The organism is Curtobacterium phoenicis (genome assembly GCF_047238015.1).
Classification (GTDB): Bacteria; Actinomycetota; Actinomycetes; order Actinomycetales; family Microbacteriaceae; genus Curtobacterium.
The window spans coordinates 3,194,595-3,216,366 of the sequence record NZ_JBDFLZ010000002.1 but is presented as its reverse complement, the minus strand read 5'-3'; the positions used below and the strand labels follow the sequence as shown (position 1 = coordinate 3,216,366).

The window sequence follows — 21,772 nt, the reverse complement described above, 5'->3', positions numbered from 1 at the left end:
GGCCCGGCACCCGGACGGTCGGGTCCGGCCGCCGACCCGGGTGGGCCGGCGGCCGGACCGCGGTCGTCGCTGCGATCCTAGACGGCGGGTGACCGGTCGCCGGACGGGGCCGCGCTCACCGAACCTGTGGCGCCCGCGACCTCCGTCGATCCGGCGGCGCTCGCCGGCGCGCCTGCGTCGACCGTCTCCGGAGCGTCACCGAAGTCCGGTACGTCGAGACGGACGCCGCCCTGCAGCGCGGACTGGTGCGCGATGATGCCGGGCAGCGTGAACCGGGCGGCGGTCCAGGCGTTCACCGGGGGCAGGGTGCGGTCGACGACGGCGCGGACGAAGTCGTCGGCGAGGAACTGGTGGCTGCCCTCGTGCCCGGTCGGCACCCCGTCGTACTCGGACGGCAGGCGCGAGGTGTCGTGCACCGGTGCGTACCCGGAGACGAACGCGTCGCGGAGGGACGGGTCGACGCCGGCGAGCCGGGGGTCGTCGAGGGACATCGTCGCCTGGGTGTCGATCTGGTCGCTGATGTCGACCGAGTCCTGCTTGTCCTGCCAGACGCTGACCTTGGCGAGCTGCTCGAAGCTGCCCTCGGTGCCGAAGTACCGGAAGCGGGACTCGCGGATGTGTGACGGGTAGCCGACACGGCGCATCTCGTTGATCCGGACGACGCCGCCGTTGTCGAGCTCGAACAGCGCGGTCGCGTTCGAGAAGTCGTTGTCGAACTGGCTGACGTCCTTGTCGAAGACGCCGTCGCCGCGGTCGTCCTTGACGCCGATGCAGCTGACGCTGACCGCGTGCCCGGGGATCGCGCCGAGGACACCGCCGACCGAGTGCGTCGGGTAGAGCATGGGCGGGTAGCTCGCGGTGCGCTTCCAGTCCTCGCCGCCGCTGTACTGGTACGCGGCGTAGAACCCGAGGTCCATGTCGTGGACGTAGTCGCCCTCGGCGTAGAACACGCGGCCGAACGCACCTTCGGCGACCTTCTTCCGGGCGAACACCGTCGCCGGGTTGTAGTAGCTCGTCTCGCCCATCATGTAGGTGAGCCCGGTCTCGCGGACGGTGTCGATGACGTCACGGATCTCGTCGACCGAGATCGCCATCGGCACCGCGGAGTACACGTGCTTGCCGGCGCGGAGGGCCTGCACGACCAGGGGGCCGTGGGTCCAGCGCTGCGTGAAGATCGCGACCGCGTCGACGTCGGAGGCGAGCGCCGACTCGAAGTCCGGGAAGGTGCCGTCGAGGTGCTGCTCCGCGACGAGCGCGGACGCGCGGTCCTCGACGAGGTCGGCGACGAAGACGCGGTCGACGTCGGGGTGGAGCTTGAACAGCTTGGCGAACTGGGGCGCGAACTGGCCGGCTCCGACCATTGCGATGGAGATCATCGGGGACCTTTCCGAGGTGGTGTGGATGCATCGCCGGGCAGGTCGCGCCGGTGCGATCACGGTCAGCATTCCATCATTGTCTACTCGTGACAACCCTAACTTCGTAGCGTCGAAAGAGCCTCTTGTCGTCCGGTGTCTCCACGTGTAGATTCCCGGCCACGGACTGCCGCTTCGAGCCAGTCCACCGCAGACGAAGGAGTCGCGATGGTCACCGAGAGCCCCGTGTCGTCAACCATGACGACCGCCAGCACGAGACGGCAGGGTCGTGTCGCCGACCGTGCCCGTGCCGGCACCACCTCCCCACGCCGCCGCCCACGGAACGACCTCTGGCTCGCGCTGGTCTTCATCGCGCCCGCCACGGTCGGCTTCCTGCTGTTCCTGGCGTGGCCGACGGTCCGGGGCATCTACCTGAGCTTCACGACCTACAACCTGCTCACACCGCCGGTCTTCACCGGTCTGCAGAACTACGTCCGACTGGTCCAGGACTCGATCTTCTGGAACTCGATGGCGGTGACCGTCGAGTACGTGGTCCTCAACATCGGGTTCCAGACGGTCCTCGCGCTGTTCATCGCGGTGATGATGCACCGGCTGACGAAGTCCACGTTCGTCCGCGGGATCGTCCTCGCGCCCTACCTCGTGTCGAACGTCGTCGCCGCGCTCATCTGGCTGTGGATCCTCGACACGCAGCTCGGCATCGGCAACGAGATCCTGTCGGCGATCGGCGTCGGACGGATCCCGTTCCTGCAGAGCGACGTCTGGGGCATCCCCACGATCGCGTTCATCAACGTGTGGCGGAACGTCGGCTACACCGCGCTCCTCATCTTCGCGGGGCTCCAGGCGCTCCCGGAGCAGGTCTACGAAGCCGGCCGGATCGACGGTGCGAGCGAGTGGAAGATGTTCTGGCGGATCACCGTCCCGCTCCTGCGGCCGATCCTCTCGCTCGTCCTCATCATCACGATCATCGGCTCGTTCCAGGTGTTCGACACCGTGGCGGTCACCACGCAGGGCGGCCCGGCGAACGCCACGAACGTCGTGCAGAACTACATCTACAACCTCGCCTTCGGCCGGTTCCAGTTCGGCTACGCGTCCGCCGTCTCCGTGGCCCTCCTCATCGTCCTCAGCGTCATCACGTTCATCCAGTACCGACTCTCGCGCTCCGGCGAGAGCGACCTGGACTGACGCGGCCGACTCCACCCGGCCGCCCGTCGACGCGGCCGACCCCACCCGGCCGCCCGTCGACGCGGCCGACCCCACCCGGCCGTTCGCCGAAGCGGCCGTCCGTCACCTCTGGAAGCGAGTCGAAGATGACCAGCACCCTGCCCCCCGTGGTCGAACCCCAGACCACCCGCGCGATCACCACCCGCGGTGGTCCCCGCCCACCGCGTCGCAAGCCCTCCGTCGGACGGGTGATCGCCTGGATCGCGATGATCGCCGTCATCGTCGTGACCCTGTTCCCCTTCTACTGGATCCTCCGCACCGCCCTGTCGTCGAACGGCGCGATCTCCGCCGACCCCACGTCGCTCCTGCCGACGGGGTTCAGTCTCGGCGGGTTCGAGCGGGTGTTCGGCCTGCAGTCCACCAAGGAAGCGCTCGCCCAGGGCGGCTCGGGTGCGGCCATCAACTTCTGGCAGTACCTGCTGAACTCGGTGATCACGGCGACGATGATCACCGTCGGGCAGGTGTTCTTCTCGGCCGGCGCCGCCTACGCCTTCGCGCGGTTGCGGTGGCCCGGGCGCGACAAGGTGTTCGCGGTGTTCCTGGCCGGCCTCATGGTGCCGACGATCTTCACGCTCCTGCCGAACTTCGCGCTCATCAAGTCGCTCGGGCTCGTCGACACGCTGTTCGGCATCGCGCTCCCGTCGATGCTCATGACGCCGTTCGCGGTGTTCTTCCTCCGACAGTTCTTCCTCGGCATCTCGCGCGAGGTCGAGGAGGCGGCCCTCATCGACGGCGCCGGCAAGGTCAGGGTGTTCTTCCGGCTCATCCTGCCAATGGCCTCCGCACCGATCGCGACGCTCGCCGTGCTGACCTACATCACCGCCTGGAACGACTACTTCTGGCCGCTGATGGTGTCCTACACGGACAGCTCGCGCGTGCTGACGGTGGCACTCGGTGTCTTCAAGTCGCAGTCGCCGCAGTCCGGCACCGACTGGGCGGGCCTGATGGCCGCGACCCTCGTGGCGGCGCTCCCGATGATCGTGCTGTTCGGCCTCTTCGCCAAGCGCATCGTCAACTCAATCGGCTTCTCCGGCATCAAGTAGGGACCCGCTCATGACGCACTCCATCTCCCGTCGCGCCCTGTTCGCCGGCGGCGCCTCCGCCCTCGCCCTCGGCGCGCTCGCCGCGTGCTCCTCACCGAGCACGCCGAACCCGCGGAGCGGCGCGACCGGCACCGTGTCGTACTGGCTCTGGGACGCGAACCAGCTGCCCGCCTACCAGGCCGTCGCGAAGGCCTTCGAGCGCGAGAACCCCGACATCCGGATCAAGATCACCCAGCTGGGCTGGGCCGACTACTGGACGAAGCTCACCGCCGGGTTCATCGCCGGCACCGCGCCGGACGTCTTCACGGACCACCTGTCGAAGTTCCCGCAGTTCGCCGACCTCGACGTGCTCTGGAAGCTCGACGACCTCGAGGCGACGAGCGCCATCCGCGACGACGACTACCAGTCCGGCCTGGCGCAGCTCTGGAAGGGGAAGGACGGTCACCGGTACGGCTCGCCGAAGGACTGGGACACCGTCGCGATGTTCTACGACAAGAAGGTGATCGCGAAGGCGGGCTACACGGCCGACGACCTCGCCGCTCTGTCCTGGAACCCCGACGACGGCGGGTCGTTCGAGCGGGCGATCGCCCACCTCACGGTCGACGGCAAGGGGCGCCGCGGCGACGAGCCGGGCTTCGACAAGACCGACGTCGCCGTCTACGGGATGAGCGCGAACGGCAGCGGTGGTGACGGGTTCGGACAGACGCAGTGGTCGCCGTTCACGGGGTCGATCGACTGGTTCTACACGAACGAGAACCCCTGGGGGAACAGGTTCCGCTACGACGACGCCCGGTTCCAGAAGACGATCTCGTGGTACTTCGGACTCGCGGACAAGGGCTACATGCCGAAGTACGGGGTGTTCTCGACGACGACCGGCCCGGACGTGCAGCTCGGCTCGAAAAAGGTGGCGCTGTCGTTCAACGGGTCGTGGATGATCGGCACCTACCTCGGCCTGCAGGGGATCGACGTCGGGGTCGCGCCGACGCCGAAGGGCCCGATCGGGCACCGTGCGTCGATGTTCAACGGTCTCGGCGACTCGATCACGAAGCAGGCGAAGAACCCCGAGGCGGCGGCGAAGTGGGTCGCGTTCCTCGGCAGCGCCGCGGCGCAGGAGATCGTCGGCCGCGCCGGCATCGTGTTCCCGGCCCGCCGGTCGGGGACGGAGGCCGCGGTGGCGGCCTACGCGAAGCGCGGACTCGACGTCACGGCGTTCACCGAGCAGGTCGAGGACGGTACGACGTTCCTCTTCCCGGTGACCCGGAACCCCGCTGACGTGCAGGCGCTGGTGCAGCCCGCGTTCGACGGCATCTACGCGAACGGCAACCCGGTGTCCTCGCTCACGGCGGTCAACGAGCAGGTGAACACGCTCCTCGCGCTGACCTGACGCATCCGCTTCACGCAGTCGTCCACGGGCCCTGTGCGGTCCGTGGACGACCGCATTGACGGATGTTCCACGCTCGAACGAAACTGGCGCCGATGACCTCCCTCACCTCACTCGTCTACATGTCCGTCGCCGTCGACGACCTCACCGACGCAGACCTCGTCGCGATGCTCCGCGAGGCACGACTCCGCAACGAGGCGCTCGGTGTCTCGGGGCTGTTGCTCGCCAAGGGCGGTCGCTTCATGCAGGTGCTCGAGGGGCCGGCGTGGAGCGTCGAGGACCGCTACGCCGCCATCGAGCGGGACCCCCGGCACACCGAGGTGCAGTCGCTGTCCCGCGAGCAGATCAGCACCCGGCGCTTCGACGGGTGGGCGATGGCGTTCGGCGCGCCGTCCGACGTCGACGTCCTCGAGGAACCGGGCTTCAGCGGGTTCCTGCAGCGCCGCCAGGGCCTGCCGGCGTCGCTGTCCGGCACCTCCGCCGACTTCCTGCTGCGCTGGTTCCGTGGTCGCGACCTCGGCACCGGCCGGGAGGAACGGATCACCCTGGGCAGGCACGCCGCCTGAGCCGCCCGGCCGGCCCGGGCGCGGGGCGCGGCGCCGCGTTCCGTGGTCGACGGCCGGTCCCGTCGTCGTCCACGGGCTCTGTCGCCGTTGCCGGCCGACTGCGCTGTCGCCGTGCGACAGCGGTCGCGTCGTTCGTTGCGCACGCGGACCGTTGCGGACGCCGGCGTGCGACCGGGCCGTCGTCGTACGGCAGCGGTCGCGTCGTACGACAGCGGCGCGACGGGCTGTGCCACGGGCAACGAGCTCGCCGGGCTCGGGCGCGGGACCGGACTCAGCGCGCCGCGACGAACCCGATCTCGAGCAGCAGGTTCGCGTGCGAGCGCTGGTCTCCGGTGGCGATGACGAGCCCGGTCTCCGGCGCGCGTACTGCGTCGTAGAACGCGAACCGGTCGAGCGTCCCGAGCGGCACGTCCGGCCCGAGGACCCTGCGGTACCCGTCGTGTGCCGCCACCGGGGCGTCCGGCGGCGGGGTCATCACGGTGGCCGCTTCGAACGGGACCGCGTCGAGCAGCGTCGTCAGGACCTCGTCGACGTCGAGCACACCCGGGCGCCAGTTCAGGTGCACGAGCTCCGCGCGCGGGTTCATGGCGGTCGCGAACGGGTAGTTCCCGTCGGCGACGAGCACCTTCGAGCCGTGGCCGAGCGACGCCAGCGCGCTCAGGGTCGGGCGGTGCGTCAGGGTGTAGCGCAGCATCATGCCTCCGAGGGGCCGGTGATCGGTGGACCGACCCGCGCGACGGATCCGCCGGCGACGAGTCGTGGGGCGACGAGGACGTCGACGGGTCCGGACGGGACGGCGGTCGGGTCGGTGCGGCGTTCGGCGAGGCGCTCGGCGATCCGCTCGGCAGCCCGCACGGCGATCTCGTGCGTCGGCTGCTCGATCACCGTCAGCTTCGGCACGGTGACCTGCGCGAGCTCGCGGCCGTCGAAGCCGAGCACCGACAGGTCCCGGCCCAGGGTCAGACCGGACTCGTTCACGGCGATGACCGCGCCGATGGTGAGTTCGTGGTTGGCGCAGAACACCGCCGTCGGACGCTCCGGGAGCACCAGCAGCTGCTGCATCGCGGCCAGGCCGTTCGCGACCGTGAGCGGGCCAGCGAGCACGGCATCGGGGGCGAGGTCGGCTCCCGCCTGCCGGGCGACCGCACGGAAGCCGTCGGCTCGACCACGCATCGTCGAGACGGCGGGATCGCCGCCGACGACGCCGAGCCGGCGGTGCCCGTGGTCGAGGAGGTGCCGTGCGGCGAGGGCTCCGGCACGGTGGTTGTCGAGGAACACCCCGTCGACGACGAGATCGTCCGCGCGCCAGTCGATCTGCACGACCGGGACCTGTTCGGCCGCACGGGCGAGCGCTCCGACGTCGTGCGGCGACGGCACCGCGATGATGCCGTCCACCATCCGGCTGCGCAGGAGGTCGACCGCGCCGGCTTCGGCGTCCGGACTCGACGAGACGATGACGCTCGTCCCGGACGGCCGGAGCGCGCTCTCGACCCCGGCGATGACGGTCAGGTGGAAGTCGTTGTCGAGCGCCGGCAGCAGCACCCCGATCGTCCCGGAGCGCCGGGACCGCAGACTCCGCGCGAAGGCGTTCGGCCGGAACCCGAGTGCCGCCGCAGCGCGCTCGATGGCCCGGGCGTTCTCGTCGCGCACCGCCCCGCCGTTGTAGAACTTCGAGATCGTCGCGAGCGAGAGCCCGGTCTCGCGCTGGAGGTCCTTGTAGGTCGCCGTCACACGCGCCCGCCCGGGATCGTCCCGTCCTCGTCCCAGAGGTCGTGCCAGCTCGACGCGCCCTCCCAGAGGAACACCTGCCCCTTGATGAGCCGGGCACCGCGGTCGACGTCCGCCATCGCCGCGAGTTCGTCCGCGGTGAGCGGGTCGCTCGTCGCGCCCTCGAGGTTGGCGCGGTACTGCTCGGGCTTCACCGCGAAGGGGATCGGGACCTGGCCACGGGCCACCGCCCACTTGAGGCAGACGACCGCGGGGTGCACACCGTGCGCCTCGGCGATCCGGCGGACGGTGGGGTGCTCGACGTCCACCGGGTCGTCGTCCGCGCGGTCGCGCTCCGGCCGTGACGGTGACCCGAGCGGGGAGTACCCGACCGGCTGGATCCCGTTCGCCACGCACATGTCGAACAGTTCCGGCTGCTGGAACGTCGGGTGCAGCTCCATCTCGTTGAGCGACGGCAGCACGCGGGCGTCGCGGAGCAGCAGTCGGAGCTTCGGCACCGTCGTGTTCGACGTCCCGAGGTGCCGCACGACCCCCTCGTCGACGAGACCCTCGAGGGCCCGCCACAGCGCGAGGTACGCCCCGTGGTCGTACGGTCGGGCGGTGCTGTCGCGGTCCTCGACGGAGGCGTGCGGCGCGTGGTGGTTCGGGAACGGCCAGTGCACGAACACCGCGTCGAGGTGGTCGAGCCGCAGGTCGTGGAGCGAACGACGGACCGAGGCGACTGCGTCATCCGGATCGTGCGCGTCGTTCCACACCTTCGACATCACGAACAGGTCGGCACGGGGGACACCGCTCGCAGCGATCGCTGCACCGACCTCGGCCTCGTTCCCGTAGACGGACGCGCAGTCGACCAACCGGTAGCCGGCCTCGAGCCCGCCCCGGACGGCCGCGGCGACCTCGTCCGGACCGTAGCGGTCGGACCCGAAGGTCCCGAGGCCGATCGGCGGGATCTGCGCCCCGGTGCGCAGTGTGCGACTCAGCGTGTCCACGTGGTCCTCTCCTCGTCGAGCGCGGAACGTTTCGTTCCGTTCGGTGCTCGACACACTAGCGCGGCCACAGCAGAACACGTAACGTTTCGTGCAGCTCGAGGAGGAGACAGACATGACCGCACCGCACGACCTGCCCCGCATCGACCCGGACGCCCTTCCGGCCCCCGTCGACGTGTCCGACAACTCCGAGGCGCTCGCCGCGGTGGCGGCGGTCGTCGCGGCCGGGCCGTACGACGCCACCTGGGAGTCGCTGCAGCGGTACGAACCGCCGCGCTGGTACCAGGACGCGAAGTTCGGGATCTTCCTGCACTGGGGGGTGTACTCCGTCCCGGCGTTCCGGAACGAGTGGTACTCCCGCGACATGTACCGCGAGGGCACCCCCGAGTACGAGCACCACCTCGCCACGTACGGACCGCAGTCGGCGTTCGGGTACAAGGACTTCATCCCGTCCTTCACGATGGAGCAGTTCGACCCGCAGGCCTGGGCGACGCTCTTCCGCCGCGCCGGGGCACAGTTCGTCGTCCCGGTCGCCGAACACCACGACGGCTTCGCGATGTACGACACCGAGCGTTCACGGTGGAGCGCTGCCCGCATGGGCCCCGAGCGCGACGTGTTCGGCGACCTGCTCCGGGCCGTGGACGACGCCTTCATGGTCCGCGGCGCGTCGTCACACCGGGCCGAGCACTGGTTCTTCATGAACGGCGGCACCCGGTTCGACTCCGACGTCCTCGACCCGCGCTTCATCGACTTCTACGGTCCCGCCCAGCGCGAGGAGACCGCGCCGAACGAGCGGCACCTCGAGGACTGGCTGCTCCGCACCGTCGAGGTCATCGACCGCTACCGGCCCCAGGTGCTCTGGTTCGACTGGTGGATCGAACAGCCCGCCTTCGAGCCGTGGCTCCGGACCCTGGCGGCGTACTACTACAACCGCGCCGCCGAGTGGGGCCGCGAGGTCGTCATCAACTACAAGTGGAACGCGTTCGCCGAGGGCTCCGCGGTGTACGACATCGAGCGCGGCGCGATGGGCGGCACTCCGTCGTTCGTCTGGCAGAACGACACCTCCGTGTCGAAGACCGCCTGGTGCTTCGTCGAGGGGCACGACTACAAGTCCGCGACGGACCTCGTCGCCGAGCTCGTCGACGTCGTCGCGAAGAACGGCGTCCTCCTGCTCAACGTCGGGCCGAAGGCGGACGGCACGATCGCCGAGCCCGAGCAGCGGCTGCTCGAGGAGATCGGCCGCTGGCTCGTCATCAACGGACAGGCGGTCTACGGCACCCGCCCGTGGGTGATCCCCGGGGAGGGGCCGACCCACGTGCAGGCGGGGTCGTTCGTCGACGGCGATGCCCCGGTCTACACCTCGGCCGACGTCCGCTTCACCCGACGCGTCGACGCCACGGGCGAGTACGTGCACGCCGTGCTCCTCGCCCACCCGGAGGACGGCACCGCGCGCATCCGCTCGTTCGGCAGCTCGGCGAACCTGCTCGGCGGCCCGATCCGGAGCGTCGAGGTGCTCGGCGTCGCGGGAGAGGTGGACTGGACCCAGACCGCGGACGCCCTCGAGGTCACCGTGCCGGGTTCGACGACGCCCCACTCCGGGCCGGTCGTGAAGGTCCGCCTGCAGGCGGACGTCACGCCCGAGCGCACCGACCACCTGCACGGCTGAGCCGCGCCGGCCCCGCCGCGGACGTGAGCACCCCTCGGACTGGAGGCGCGGTGCGGGCCCGCACCGTGCCTCCAGGCCGGCAGACTGGTGGCGTGGAACGCCGCGCACTGATCCTGGAAGCCGCCGCCCGCGAGTTCGAGCGTGTCGGCTACGCCGCCACGACGATCGCAGCCGTCGCCCGCGAGGCGAGCGTGTCCCAGGGCGCACTGCACTTCCACTTCCCGACGAAGCTGTCCCTCGCCCTCGGTGTGATCGACGAGCAGAACGTCCGCACGTTCGACGTGGTGAGCCACGTCGACAGCTCGCCGATGGAGGCGCTCGTCGCGGCGTCCCGGGGCATCGCGGGGATGCTCCTCACCGACCCCGTCGTGAGCGCGGGGATCCGACTCTCCCTGGAGCGCGGCGAGTTCGGCGCGGCGACCGCGGCCTTCTACGAGCAGTGGATCGGCGGGATCAGCGACCTGTTCCGGCTCGCGATCGCGGCCGGGGAGCTCCGGACGGACCTCTCCGCCGAGCAGCTCGGTGCGACCGTCGTGCCGATGTTCACCGGGGTGCAGCTCGTGTCGGCCGTCCGCACCGGTCGGCAGGACCTGTTCCCTGCCGTCACCGCGATGTGGCGGCTCGTGCTCGACGGGATTGCCGACCCGAGGCACCGGGAGCGGTTGCTCGACTTCGTCGCGGAGGCCTTCGGCGAGCAGCCCGTCGCCCGTTAGGCTCGCCGGGTGGGGGAGACGACGGTGCTGCGCGCGGACGACCCGCGCGTCGCCGGACTCATCGAGACCGGGTGGCGGATCACCGCGCGTTCGTGGGCGGCGCAACTCGACGCTGACCGTGCCGACCGTGCCGCACTCCGGCGGTTCGTCGAGCGGGTGGCTCCGGTCGTCGTGCGGGAGCTCCTCGGTGCCGACCTCCCCGCCGTCCTCGCGCTCGACGCCGCGACCGTCGCCGACTACCCGGGAAGCGTGGCGACGCAGCACGAGCCGCTGACCGAGTCCACGGCCGCGATGTCACCGACCCGACGGGCGTTCGGCGCACGGACGCCGGTGGGCGACCTGGTCGGCACCACGTACCTCGACATCGACGGCGACACGGTCGAGACCACGTTCACCGTCGTCGCGCGCGACCACCGTGGCCGGGGCATCGGGACCGCGCTCAAGGCGGCGTCGATCCTCGCACTGCTCGACGAGCACGTCGTCCGCTTCCGGACCGGGGGTTCCGACGACAACCCAGCGATCATCGCCGCCGGCACCGCTGTCGGCTACCGACGTGACGAGGAGTGGGTGACGCTCGAGTCCGGTCCGGTCAGGCGTCGTTGAGCTCGCGGGACCGGAACCACTTCAGCAGCCACGCGGAACTCGTGCGGTCGAACGCCGGCGGGAAGTCCATGTCGCCGGTGAGGAACGGACTGAAGCCCTCCTGCTGCTCGACGTCCGCGTCCTCGAGCGAGCGGTAGGCCATCGCCCAGCCGTCGAAGCGACGACGGTCGATGTCCTCACGGACGAGCGACTTCACCTCGCCGTGCCGAGCGTCGCGTGAGATCGCGTCGAACCGGTCGTCCACGCTCCAGGCCGGGCCCTCGAGCAGCTGCATGAACCGGCCGCCCTTGGCGACGAGCAACCCGGAGACCCCGAGCGCCGTGTTGCGGATCCGCGCCTCGCGGAGCAACTCCTGCATGTCGGCGTCGTCGAAGGGGACGTTCGCGCGGCTCATGTAGAGGATGGAGACGAGCACCGTCCCATCCTGGTGCCTCACCGCGCGACGCCCGAACGTTGTCCGGATCGCGCAGTCCGGGTCGCGGAGGCGATGCACACCGTGACGACCAGCAGGGCCGCCGGGACGAGCATCGCCGCCTGCAGCCCGAGGTGCTCGCCGAGGAAGCCGAGGAGCGGTGGCCCCGCCAGGAACGCCACGTACCCGGCCGTCGCGACGACGGACACGCGTCGGTCGCCGTCGGTCGGGTGGTCGCCGGCGGCGGAGATCGCCAACGGGAACCCGAGCGCGATCCCGAGGCCCCACACCGCCGCACCGACCGCGGTCACCACGGGGGACCCGGCCGTCACCACGAGCAGCACCCCGACGGTGCCGACGGCCGCACAGGACCGCACGACCGGTGCCCGCCCGAACCGCGCGACGAGCGGTGTGCCCGCCGAGCGGCCGACGAGCATCGCGAGCGCGAACCCGGTGAACACGAGCGACCCGACGACCTCCGGTGCGTCGTGCCCCGAGGTGATCAGGAGCGGCAGCCAGTCGGACGCCGCACCCTCGGCGAACGCCATGGCGAGCGTGACCACACCGATCAGGAGCACCTGCACGGTGAGCACGGACCGGAGTCGAGGGTGCGACGAGGTCTCGTCGTCGACGAGTTCGACGCGCGGCACCGGCCGGAGGTTCGTCGCAGCGAAGACGGCGAGCCCCGCCATGACGGCGGTCGCCAGGAGCAGGTGCACCGTGACCGGCGTCCTGATCGCGGTGAGACCGATGCCCGCCGCGCCACCGACCACGGTGCCGAGGCTGAAGCACGCGTGCAGCACCGGGACGACCGGCCGCCCGAGCTGCCGTTCCACCGCGGCCGCCTCGACGTTCAGTCCGATCTCGGCGACGCCGGCGCCGAACCCGATGCAGAACAGCCCGACCCAGACGCCCGCCGTGACGTGAGCGGGGGCGAGGAGCGCGACGAGCAGCATCCCGAGCACGGGCAGCGCGCCTCCGACGATCACGAGCGGCCGGGTGCCGGTGCGCCGGACGAAGGCACCGGCGCCGAGGATGCCGATCATCGACCCCGCCGACAGTCCGAGCAGCACGATGCCCATCGTCTCGATGCTGGCGCCGAGCTCCTCGCGGACGGCCGGTGTGCGGGTGATCCACGACGCGATCCCGACCCCGGTCATCGTGGACGTGGCGAAGAGGGCTGCGCGGTGTCGGGCCCTCATCACCCCATCAGACCGTGCCCGACGAGCCGGGTCAAGCGCAGCGCCTAGGATCGGGGCATGGCGACCGTCCTCCTCGTCCGGCACGGACGCACCACCGCGAACGCGACCGGCCTGCTCGCCGGTCGGACGGCCGGGGTCCGGCTCGACGACGTCGGCCGGCGCCAGGCCCAGCGCACCGCGGAGCGGATCGCCGCCGTCCCGCTCGCCGCCCTCGTCACGAGCCCCCTCGAGCGTTGCCGTCAGACGGCCCGCGCGATCGCCGACGCGCAGCGCACAGCGCACGGCCGCGTGCCCGAGACCGCCGTCGAGCGGGCGATCACCGAGGCCGACTACGGCGAGTGGCAGGGACGGAAGCTCGTCGACCTCGCGAAGGAACCGCTGTGGCGCACCGTGCAGGCGAACCCGAGCGCGGTCGTGTTCCCCGGTGGGGAGTCCATGCCGACGATGCAGTCACGCGCGGTGACGGCCGTCCGACGCCTCGACGCCGAGGTCGAGCGGCAGCACGGGCCCGGCGCGGTCTGGGTCGCGGTCAGCCACGGCGACATCGTGAAGTCCGTGCTCGCGGACGCGTTCGGCATGCACCTCGACCTCTTCCAGCGGATCGCGGTCGGACCGGCCTCGGTGTCGATCGTCCGCTACGGAGAACACCGGCCCGAGGTCGTCGCGACGAACACCGAGTCGGGCGACCTGTCCTGGCTCGCAGCGGCCCCTGCCCCGAGCGGCGACGCGGCCGTCGGCGGGGGAGCGGGACACGGGTCCGCGGCGGATGTGCCCGAGGGACATCCGGGGACCGCCGCTCCCTGAACGGGCCGAGCACGACGCTCCTACAATCCAGGTATGCCCACCATCGTCCACGGCTTCGACTGGCCGGACCGCATCGTCGTCGGCACGATCGGACGCCCCGGTGAGCGCGCGTTCTACCTGCAGGCGCGGGACGGCAAGCGCGTCACGAGCGTCGCACTCGAGAAGGAGCAGTCAGCGGTGCTCGCCGAGAAGGTCGACGAGCTCCTGGACGAGGTCGCGACCGTCGACGACAACCGCTTCAGCGTCCCGGACACCGCGCCGAAGGAGCTCTTCGACGGCGATCCGCTCGACCAGCCCGTCGAGCCGGAGTTCCGCGCCGGCGCCCTGAGCCTCGGGTTCGACCCCGCGACCGCGCAGGTCGTCATCGAGGCCTACCCGATCGAGGACGAGGTCGAGATCGTCGCCGAGGAGACGGGCGAGGACGGCGAGGTCGAGGCGGTCGTCGAGATCCCCGAACCCGCCGAACTGTTCCAGGTGAAGATCCCGGTCGGCACCGCCCGTGCGTTCGTCGAGCGCACCCGCGAGGTCGTCGCCGCCGGACGTCCGCCCGGGGTGGCATGAGCGCGGTCTCGATCCGGGCGCGGATCCGCGAGGCGTCGAACGCGACGTTCCTCGCCGACCTCGACGGCGAAGCCGTCGTCTACAAGCCGATCGAGGGCGAACGGCCGCTGTGGGACTTCCCGGACGGCACGCTCGCCGGCCGTGAGGTCGCGGCGTACCTCGTCTCGGAGGCGTTCGGCTGGGGTGTCGTCCCGCAGACCTGGCTCGGCGACGGGCCGTTCGGGCCCGGGATGGTGCAGCGCTGGCAGGAGATCGACCCGGAGCAGGACGCGGTCGACATCGTCGCACCCGACGTCGCCGAGGCGCCGGACTCCCCGTGGCTGCCCGTCCTCGAGGCGATCGACGAGCACGAGCAGCCGGTGACGCTCGTGCACGAGGACTCCGAGCAACTCCGACGCATGGCGGTGTTCGACGTCGTCGTGAACAACGCGGACCGGAAGGGCGGACACGTGCTCGCGATGCCCGACGGGCACCGGTACGGCGTCGACCACGGTCTCACCTTCCACGTCGAGCACAAGCTCCGCACGGTGCTGTGGGGCTGGATCGGCGAGCCGCTCACCCCCGACGAACTCGAGGGCATCGACCGGGTCTCCGGCGCGCTGCGCGGCGACCTCGGTCACGCGCTCGAGGAGCACCTCACGGCGCAGGAGATCGACACGATCGCAGCGCGGTGCGCGGCCCTCCGCGCCGTCGGCATCTTCCCGCCGCCGCCCGGCCACGGGCCTACGGTGCCGTGGCCGCTGTTCTAAGTCGTCCGCGGGCGCCGCGAGTCTCGGTGTGCGCGACGTCGCTCGCGCGCCGGGCCGCGAGAGTCGTCGCCCACGCCGAGACTGGGCACGCCCACGCCGAGACTCGGCGCGCCCACGCCGAGACTGGACGCGAGCAGGCACCGCCCTGGAGGCGCGGTGCGGGCCCGCACCGCGCCTCCAGTCCGCTGCGTGGCTGCGCTCAGAGCGACCAGTCGTCGCGGCCGTACCCGCCGAACAGTCCGCCGCCGAAGGCGCCACCACCGAACGCCCCGCCGCCGCGTCGCGAACCGAGGTAGGAGCCGACCACCGCGACACCGAGGTCGTCGTTCTCGGGCGCCACGACCGTGCCGTCCACCCGTTTCGCCATCGCGTCGATGAACCGGGCGAGCCCCGGGTCGTCGCCGAGCCGGAAGAACGTCGTCTGCGCACCGAGCCGGCCGGCATTCTCGAGCTCGCGGACGGATAGTGCGATCGTGATCGGGTCCGGTGGGTAGTTGAACCAGACCTGTCCGTTCGGCTCCAGGTGCGAGGTCGGCTCTCCGTCGGTGACGATGAGCAGCACCGGCTGCGCGGTCGGGTGCTTCCGGAAGTGCCGGTTCGCCAGGAGCAGTGCGTGGTGCAGGTTCGTGCCCTTGTCCCACATCGCGTCGAGCCCGACGAGCTGCTCGATGTCCATGACCTCGGCTTCGCGGCCGAACGCGATCATCTGCAGGTCGTCACCGCGGAACCGGGTCGAGACGAGGGTGTGCAGCGCGAGGGCGGTGCGCTTCATCGGGACCCAGCGGTCCTCCATCGCCATCGAGAACGAGATGTCGACGAGCAGCGCCACGCAGGCCTGCGTCCGGGCCTCGGTCTCCTGCACCTCGACGTCGTCGATCGTGAGTCGCACGCCCGGGCCGGTGCGGCCCTCCGCCGCTGTCCTGGTGAGGGCGTTCGTGATCGACCGTGTGACGTCCCACGGCTCCGTGTCGCCGTACTCCCACGGACGCGTGGCCCCGGACGGCTCTCCCGACGCGCCGGACCGCCGGAGGTCACGGGCACCCTGGCGCCCCGACATCCGCTCGGCCACGTCCTTGAGGAGGCTCTTCCCGAGCTGCCGCATGGCCTTCGGCGTCAGCTGGAGCTGCCCGTCCGATCCGCGGCGGACGGTGCCCGAGTTCCGGAGCGCCTTCTCGAGCTGCTGCAGGGTCCGGGCGTCGACCGCGGCCTCGTCGCCGAGCTGCCGGGACAACGCGTCGAGGTCGAGGTCGTCGAGGTCCGACCCGGGGCCGGTCTGCGCGAGCTGCTCGGCGAGGGCGTCGAGGTCGGCGATGTCCTGGAACACGCCGGTGCCGTCGCCGAGGCCGAGCCCCTGGTCGCCGTCCATCCGCTCGGAACCGCCCCAGTCCTCGCCGGGACGGAGTGCACGGAGGTTGCCGTCGAGCTGCCCGAGTTGCCCCATCAGGTCGGGCGAGCCGAACGCCTGCTGGGCCAGGGCGTCGAGTTCGTCCCGCTGCTCCTGGGTCATCGAGTTCCGCATGCGCTGCGCGGCCGCGGCACGGGCGGCGAGGTCGTCGAGGAGTTCGTCGACGTCCTTCGGGTTCGACGGGAAGTACTGCCCGTGCTTCGCCATGAAGTCGTCGAACTGCTCCTGCGTGTCCGTCCCGGCGCGGTGCGACTCGAGCAGCTCGTTCAGGTCGCGCATCATCTCGGAGACGGCGGCACGGTCTGCGTCGGTGGCGTTCTCGAGCGCCTGCTTCATCCCCGCGAACCGCTGGTCGAGGACCTCGCGACCGAGGAGGTCCTTGATCTCCTCGAACTTCTGGCGGGCCGTGGGGCTCTTCCAGTCGTAGCCGCCGAGCTCCTGCACCGCTGCCGCGGGGGACGGCGGGAGGCTGTCGAGCTGCATCTCGGCGAGGGCGCGGTCGCCGTCGTCGATGTCGACGTTGCGTGCGAGCTCCCCACGCTCCGCGAGGACGGCCTCGTCGAGGAGCTGCTTGACCTGCTGCAGCGTGCCGTCGAGGTTGTTCCGGCTCGTGAGGTCTCGGCGCCGTTCGGCCACGCGACGCATGAGGTCGTCGAGGCCGCGCTGCGTCCGGCCGCCGCGCCGGAGGAACTCCCGCAGGGCACGCTCGGGCGAGGTGCCGCCCATGACGTCCTCGCCGATCGCGTCGAGCGCCTCGGACAGGTCGACCGGGGGAGCGAGCGGGTCCGGCCCGCCGTCGTACTTGCCGTACCGGGCGTCGCGGGTGAGGCGCCGGTTCTGGCGGCTAGCCATAGACGGCCTCGCCCCCTCCCGACTCCTTGCTGATCTTCCGGGCGAGGAACAGTCCCTCGAGCGCCAACTCGATCGCCCCGGCGCGCTCGCCGTCGTCGTTCGCTCCGAGTCGCTCGCACACCTGGTCGTACACGTCGGACTCGCCGATCGACGGCAGCCCCTGGAGGAAGTCCCGGGCGCTGACCTGCTCGCCGGTCGTGACCATCGTGCCCCCGTCGAGGGCCTCGACGAGGACGCCGAAGTCGATGCCGCGGAAGCGCTCCCGGACGGTCTCGGCCGTGGCGGTGCGGAGCAGGTGCTCGAGGACCTCGTCGGCACGGTCCTCTTCCCCGTTCTCGAACTCGATCTTGCCGCCGAGGACGTCCACGGCGGTCTCGAGGTCGATCGGCCGGGCGACCGCGTGCTCCTCGCCCTGGCGCGCGGCCCGGTGCACCGCGGCCGCGGACACCGTCTCGGCGCCGGCGATCGAGAACCGGGCACTGACACCACTGCGCTGGTCGACCGCGCTCGACTGCCGGAGGGCACGGGTGAACCGGGCGAGGATCTCGATGAGGGCGTCGGGCACGTCCGCGGAGAGCGCGGCCTCCTGCTTGATGACGGCGATCTCGTCGGCGAGCTCGATCGGGTAGTGCGTGCGGATCTCGGCGCCGAAGCGGTCCTTCAGCGGGGTGATGATCCGGCCGCGGTTCGTGTAGTCCTCCGGGTTGGCGCTCGCCACGACGAGCACATCGAGCGGCAGACGCAGCACGTAGCCGCGGATCTGGACGTCGCGCTCCTCCATGACGTTGAGCATCGCGACCTGGATGCGTTCGGCGAGGTCGGGGAGCTCGTTGATGGCCACGATGCCGCGGTGGCCGCGGGGGACGAGGCCGAAGTGGATCGTCTCGGGATCGCCGAGGCTCCGGCCCTCCGCCACCTTCATCGGGTCGACGTCGCCGATGAGGTCGGCCACGCTCGTGTCCGGCGTCGCGAGCTTCTCGACGTACCGGTCGTCCCGGTGCCGCCACTCGATCGGCATCGCGTCGCCGAGGTCGGCGGCCCGCTGGGTGCTGGCGGTCGTGATCGGCTCGAACGGGTGCTCGCCGAGCTCGGAGCCGGCGATCACCGGCGTCCACTCGTCGAGCAGGCCCTGCAGGGTGCGGAGGAGCCGTGTCTTGCCCTGGCCGCGTTCGCCGAGCAGGACGACGTCGTGTCCGGCGATGAGGGCGCGTTCGAGTTGCGGGATCACGGTGGTCTCGAAGCCGTGCAGGCCCGGCCACGGGTCGCGGCCCTCGCGGAGGGCCTGGAGGAGGTTGTCGCGGATCTCGGCGCGGACCGACTTCTGGACGTGACCAGAAGCGCGGAGCTCGCCGACCGTACGGATGTCAGGTCGGGTCACGTCGCAGACGGTACGCCTCGCCTCCGACACGCACCAGTGGCGTGGGTGGCGACCCGGGACGGCCTGGAGGCGCGTGACGGCTCCGCCACGCGCCTCCAGGCCGTCAGCGGTCGCCGCCGTACTCGGCTCGCTTGTGGGTTGTCATCGCACTTGCGATGATTGGTGCTTCGGCGCCGGAGCCGGGTTCGAGTAGGGGGATCCGGCTCCGCGCCGGACCCGCAGGGCTGCTGATCGCTGCCGAGACGTGGTCCACCTGCGAACCACCTGCGCGTTCCCGGCGTACGTTCTCCATCCGTGAGCAGCACAGTCAAGAGTCTCGTACCGGCCCGGATGGACCGGCTGCCGTGGACGCGGTTCCACTGGAGCGTCGTCGTGGGTCTCGGGGTCTCGTGGGTCCTCGACGGCCTCGAGATCCAGATCGTCTCGAACGCGGGGTTCCAGAAGGACCTCGACCTGACGGCGCAGGCGGTCCTCAACCTGGGGACGATCTACCTCGTCGGTCAGGTGGTCGGCGCGATCGTCTTCGGTCGTCTGTCCGACAAGCTCGGGCGCCGGAAGCTGTTCATCCTGACGCTCGCGATCTACCTCATCGGGTCGGGCATCGCCGGTCTCGCGCAGGACTTCTGGTTCCTCGCGGCGTTCCGGTTCGTCGCCGGTCTCGGCATCGGCGGCGAGTACGCGGCGATCAACTCCGCGATCGACGAGCTCATCCCGTCGAAGTACCGCGGGCACGTCGACATCGCCATCAACGGCACGTACTGGGGCGGCGCGGCCCTCGGCGCGTTCGCGAACATCTACCTGCTCGACCCGTCGATCTTCGCGGAGAACATCGGGTGGCGCATCGGGTTCTTCCTCGGGCCGGTGCTCGGCATCGCGATCATCTTCCTGCGGCGGCACATCCCGGAGAGCCCCCGCTGGATGATGACCCACGGCAAGGAGGAGGAGGCCGAGCGGACGGTCTCGGAGATCGAGGCGTCCGTGGAGCGCTCGACCGGTGAGCGGCTGCCGGACGTCGACCCATCGAAGGCCATGACGGTGACGCCGCTCGACAACGTGCGGTTCCGCACCATCGTCAAGGTGTTGTTCAAGCAGTACCCGAAGCGCACGCTCGTCGGCGCGACGATGATGATCACGCAGGCGTTCCTCTACAACGCGATCTTCTTCAGCTACGCGCTCGTGCTCACGAACTTCTTCGGGCTGAAGACCTCGCAGACGTCGGTCTACTTCTTCCCCTTCGCGATCGGCAACCTGCTCGGGCCGCTCATCCTCGGTCGGTTCTTCGACACCTGGGGCCGTCGGCAGATGATCTTCCTGACGTACCTGGTGTCGGGGCTCGTGCTCGCGACGTCGGCGTTCCTGTTCCGCGTCGACGCCATCAGCGCCACCGTGCAGGTCGTGTTCTGGTGCGTCTCGTTCTTCTTCGCGTCGGCGGGTGCGTCGAGCGCCTACCTGACGGTGTCGGAGATCTTCCCGCTCGAGCTGCGGTCGCAGGCGATCTCGTACTTCTTCGCCCTGGCACAGATCTTCGGTGCGATCGCCCCGGCGATCTACGGTGCGTTCATCGGCGACGGGTCGTCGCGGGAGCCGCTGTTCTGGGGGTACCTCCTCGGGTCCGGGGTGATGATCGCCGGCGGGGTGATCGCCCTCGTCTTCGGGGTCGACTCGGCGCGGAAGGGCCTGGAGGACATCACGCAACCGCTGTCGGTCCTCACCGGCCAGGAGGAGCCTTCGAAGCAGCGTTGACATTCTGGATGCAGAGTGTTTAGCGTGTGCCAGGGGCTCGTGTCACGCTCACCCGCATGGCACTCCTCCACAAGACGATCGATGCGCTGACGATCCACGACGGCCACCGTCCCGACGAGGACGGTGGCCGTCGTGCGTGACCCTGGCGGTGTGGAACGCAGACCAGACCGCCGACGCGTCCGGAAGCCGGACGACCTCACCGTGCGCCGGAGCCTCCTCCGCGACGCGGTCTTCGCGATCCTGCTCGAGAACGTCCTGCTCGGCGTGTACCGGCGGGGTGAGCGGCTCCGGCTCGAGCAGATCGCGGAGGACCTGCAGGTGTCCCGGACGCCCGTGCGTGAGGCGCTCGCCCCGCTCGAAGCCCTGCGTCTCGTGTCGGTGCAGCGGTACGTGGGCGTCGTCATCGCGCACTGGACGGTGGGACAGATGTGCGAGCGGCTCCGGATCGCCCGGTCCATGCTCGTCGAGCCACTCGGCGCGACTGCCGGCGTCTCGGACCGGTTCGACCGTCGGCTCATCGCGGAGTGCCGGACCGAGGCCGGGTGTTTCGTCGAACTCGGGGCCTGGGTGCTCCGACGGTCCGGGGCGTCCGTGAGTGCCGACTGGTTGGAGTCGCAGTTCGCGGTGCTCGACGTCTTCTTCACGGACGACGTCTGCCTGGCGAACGGCATCGACGCCGCTGTGGACCGGCGGTACCGGGTGGAGCTGCTCGAGCGCGCGCGGTCGGCGGCGGAGCGTGATGCCGTCGATGCGTGCAAGGAGGCCCTGGTCGAGCTCGCGGACGCGCTGATCGCGATGCCGGAGCGGTTCCGGGCGGCGCTCTCGGCGTGACGGTGCTGCCGGTGGTGCGGGCTGCCGTCGCGTGGGTGTCGTCCGCAGGAACACGGGATCGGCGACCTGAACGGGGACGCGGCGCGGGCCGCGCCCCCGTCGAGCCGCTCCCCCTGGCGGACGCGTCGCGATCGGGCGCGCGGGTCCTGGTGCCGGGGGAGCGACGTCGGGTGCTGTGTCGCGACTGTGGAGTGGAACTCCGGAACGTGATCGCCGCGTCCCGACGATGCTATGCACCGGGGTACGTCCCGACAACCCCTTCGTGTCCCCACTTCGGGGGACCGTGTGCATCTCGCGGCGCGCGCGGCCGTCGTGGTCCGGGTCGAGAGCGGGCTCGACCTCCTGTATGGTGGGGGCAGCGCTCGCGAGGGCGCTTGGAGACGTCGCATAGTCAGGCCGAGTGCACCACCCTGCTAAGGTGGAGTCCCCTTTGAGGGGACCGAGGGTTCAAATCCCTCCGTCTCCGCACTCGACGAGAGCCCCGGTCCGGACGGACCGGGGCTCTCGTGGTTCCCGGGTCGCCGCCGGGAGTGGCCGCCGTAGGTGGCTTTGCAC

General features: G+C 70.8%; 20 protein-coding genes and 1 tRNA gene. 13 read left to right on the top strand and 8 right to left on the bottom strand.

Annotation, left to right across the window (positions count from 1 at the left end; genetic code table 11):
* Positions 1-77: 77 nt before the first annotated feature.
* Complete coding sequence (locus tag ABC270_RS15335) at positions 78-1,376, bottom strand: Gfo/Idh/MocA family protein (protein ID WP_412881587.1); 1,299 nt, start codon at positions 1,374-1,376, stop codon at positions 78-80.
* Between the two features lie 234 nt (positions 1,377-1,610).
* Between ABC270_RS15335 and ABC270_RS15330 the strand changes: the two genes are divergently transcribed.
* From ABC270_RS15330 to ABC270_RS15315, 4 genes are all read left to right on the top strand, one after another.
* Complete coding sequence (locus ABC270_RS15330) at positions 1,611-2,555, top strand: carbohydrate ABC transporter permease (protein ID WP_412882108.1); 945 nt, start codon at positions 1,611-1,613, stop codon at positions 2,553-2,555.
* 125 nt (positions 2,556-2,680) lie between these two features.
* The gene (locus ABC270_RS15325) at positions 2,681-3,637 is read left to right on the top strand and encodes a carbohydrate ABC transporter permease (protein ID WP_412881586.1); all 957 of its coding nucleotides are present in this window, start codon (positions 2,681-2,683) and stop codon (positions 3,635-3,637) included.
* Positions 3,638-3,647: 10 nt separating this feature from the next.
* Positions 3,648-5,021 (top strand): ABC transporter substrate-binding protein, encoded by a 1,374-nt coding sequence (locus tag ABC270_RS15320; protein WP_412881585.1) that lies wholly within the window; start codon positions 3,648-3,650, stop codon positions 5,019-5,021.
* A 92-nt stretch (positions 5,022-5,113) separates the two neighbouring features.
* Complete coding sequence (locus ABC270_RS15315) at positions 5,114-5,584, top strand: BLUF domain-containing protein (RefSeq protein ID WP_412881584.1); 471 nt, start codon at positions 5,114-5,116, stop codon at positions 5,582-5,584.
* Positions 5,585-5,855: 271 nt separating this feature from the next.
* Here the strand turns inward: ABC270_RS15315 and ABC270_RS15310 are convergent, their stop codons facing one another.
* From ABC270_RS15310 to ABC270_RS15300, 3 genes are read right to left on the bottom strand one after another with little or no spacing between them, the layout of a single operon-like run.
* A complete protein-coding gene (locus tag ABC270_RS15310; RefSeq protein ID WP_412881583.1) occupies positions 5,856-6,281 on the bottom strand; it encodes an RbsD/FucU domain-containing protein in 426 nt (141 codons plus the stop codon).
* Entirely contained in the window at positions 6,278-7,315 is a 1,038-nt protein-coding gene (locus tag ABC270_RS15305) for a LacI family DNA-binding transcriptional regulator (protein ID WP_412881582.1), read from the bottom strand. The genes ABC270_RS15310 and ABC270_RS15305 overlap by 4 nt, the downstream gene beginning before the upstream one ends.
* The gene (locus tag ABC270_RS15300) at positions 7,312-8,301 is read right to left on the bottom strand and encodes an aldo/keto reductase (RefSeq protein WP_412881581.1); all 990 of its coding nucleotides are present in this window, start codon (positions 8,299-8,301) and stop codon (positions 7,312-7,314) included. Before ABC270_RS15300 ends, ABC270_RS15305 begins: the two co-directional genes overlap by 4 nt.
* 112 nt (positions 8,302-8,413) lie before the next feature.
* Here ABC270_RS15300 and ABC270_RS15295 point away from each other — a divergent pair, with 112 nt between their 5' ends.
* From ABC270_RS15295 to ABC270_RS15285, 3 genes are all read left to right on the top strand, one after another.
* A complete protein-coding gene (locus ABC270_RS15295; protein ID WP_412881580.1) occupies positions 8,414-9,964 on the top strand; it encodes an alpha-L-fucosidase in 1,551 nt (516 codons plus the stop codon).
* A 92-nt stretch (positions 9,965-10,056) separates the two neighbouring features.
* Positions 10,057-10,677 carry a ScbR family autoregulator-binding transcription factor gene (locus ABC270_RS15290; protein WP_412881579.1) on the top strand — a complete coding sequence of 207 codons (621 nt, stop codon included), beginning with the start codon at positions 10,057-10,059 and terminating at the stop codon, positions 10,675-10,677.
* Positions 10,678-10,686: 9 nt separating this feature from the next.
* Positions 10,687-11,280: a GNAT family N-acetyltransferase gene (locus ABC270_RS15285; RefSeq protein ID WP_412881578.1), complete on the top strand. Its 594-nt coding sequence runs from the start codon at positions 10,687-10,689 to the stop codon at positions 11,278-11,280.
* Here ABC270_RS15285 and ABC270_RS15280 read toward each other — a convergent pair.
* On the bottom strand, positions 11,267-11,695 hold the full coding sequence (locus tag ABC270_RS15280) for a BLUF domain-containing protein (RefSeq protein WP_412881577.1): 429 nt from the start codon (positions 11,693-11,695) through the stop codon (positions 11,267-11,269). The two genes, ABC270_RS15285 and ABC270_RS15280, sit on opposite strands and share 14 nt — an antisense overlap.
* Before the next feature lie 17 nt (positions 11,696-11,712).
* The gene (locus ABC270_RS15275) at positions 11,713-12,978 is read right to left on the bottom strand and encodes an MFS transporter (protein ID WP_412881576.1); all 1,266 of its coding nucleotides are present in this window, start codon (positions 12,976-12,978) and stop codon (positions 11,713-11,715) included.
* Here ABC270_RS15275 and ABC270_RS15270 point away from each other — a divergent pair.
* From ABC270_RS15270 to ABC270_RS15260, 3 genes are read left to right on the top strand one after another with little or no spacing between them, the layout of a single operon-like run.
* The gene (locus ABC270_RS15270) at positions 12,952-13,698 is read left to right on the top strand and encodes a histidine phosphatase family protein (RefSeq protein WP_412881575.1); all 747 of its coding nucleotides are present in this window, start codon (positions 12,952-12,954) and stop codon (positions 13,696-13,698) included. The genes ABC270_RS15275 and ABC270_RS15270 overlap by 27 nt on opposite strands.
* A 33-nt stretch (positions 13,699-13,731) precedes the next feature.
* Entirely contained in the window at positions 13,732-14,259 is a 528-nt protein-coding gene (locus ABC270_RS15265; protein WP_412881574.1) for a DUF3090 domain-containing protein, read from the top strand.
* Complete coding sequence (locus ABC270_RS15260) at positions 14,256-15,008, top strand: SCO1664 family protein (RefSeq protein WP_412881573.1); 753 nt, start codon at positions 14,256-14,258, stop codon at positions 15,006-15,008. Before ABC270_RS15265 ends, ABC270_RS15260 begins: the two co-directional genes overlap by 4 nt.
* Positions 15,009-15,207: 199 nt before the next feature.
* Here ABC270_RS15260 and ABC270_RS15255 read toward each other — a convergent pair whose 3' ends face one another.
* Together ABC270_RS15255 and ABC270_RS15250 are read right to left on the bottom strand one after the other, a co-directional pair.
* On the bottom strand, positions 15,208-17,265 hold the full coding sequence (locus tag ABC270_RS15255) for a vWA domain-containing protein (RefSeq protein WP_412881572.1): 2,058 nt from the start codon (positions 17,263-17,265) through the stop codon (positions 15,208-15,210).
* Positions 17,258-18,643, bottom strand: a complete 1,386-nt coding sequence (locus ABC270_RS15250; RefSeq protein WP_412881571.1) for a MoxR family ATPase — start codon at positions 18,641-18,643, stop codon at positions 17,258-17,260. The genes ABC270_RS15255 and ABC270_RS15250 overlap by 8 nt, the downstream gene beginning before the upstream one ends.
* 294 nt (positions 18,644-18,937) lie before the next feature.
* On the opposite strand from ABC270_RS15250, the gene ABC270_RS15245 reads away from it, so the two are divergent.
* From ABC270_RS15245 to ABC270_RS15235, 3 genes are all read left to right on the top strand, one after another.
* Positions 18,938-20,386: an MFS transporter gene (locus ABC270_RS15245; RefSeq protein ID WP_412881570.1), complete on the top strand. Its 1,449-nt coding sequence runs from the start codon at positions 18,938-18,940 to the stop codon at positions 20,384-20,386.
* A 150-nt stretch (positions 20,387-20,536) separates the two neighbouring features.
* Positions 20,537-21,217 (top strand): GntR family transcriptional regulator, encoded by a 681-nt coding sequence (locus ABC270_RS15240; RefSeq protein WP_412881569.1) that lies wholly within the window; start codon positions 20,537-20,539, stop codon positions 21,215-21,217.
* Between the two features lie 376 nt (positions 21,218-21,593).
* Positions 21,594-21,683: transfer RNA gene (locus ABC270_RS15235), tRNA-Ser, on the top strand.
* The last annotated feature ends 89 nt before the right edge of the window (positions 21,684-21,772 follow it).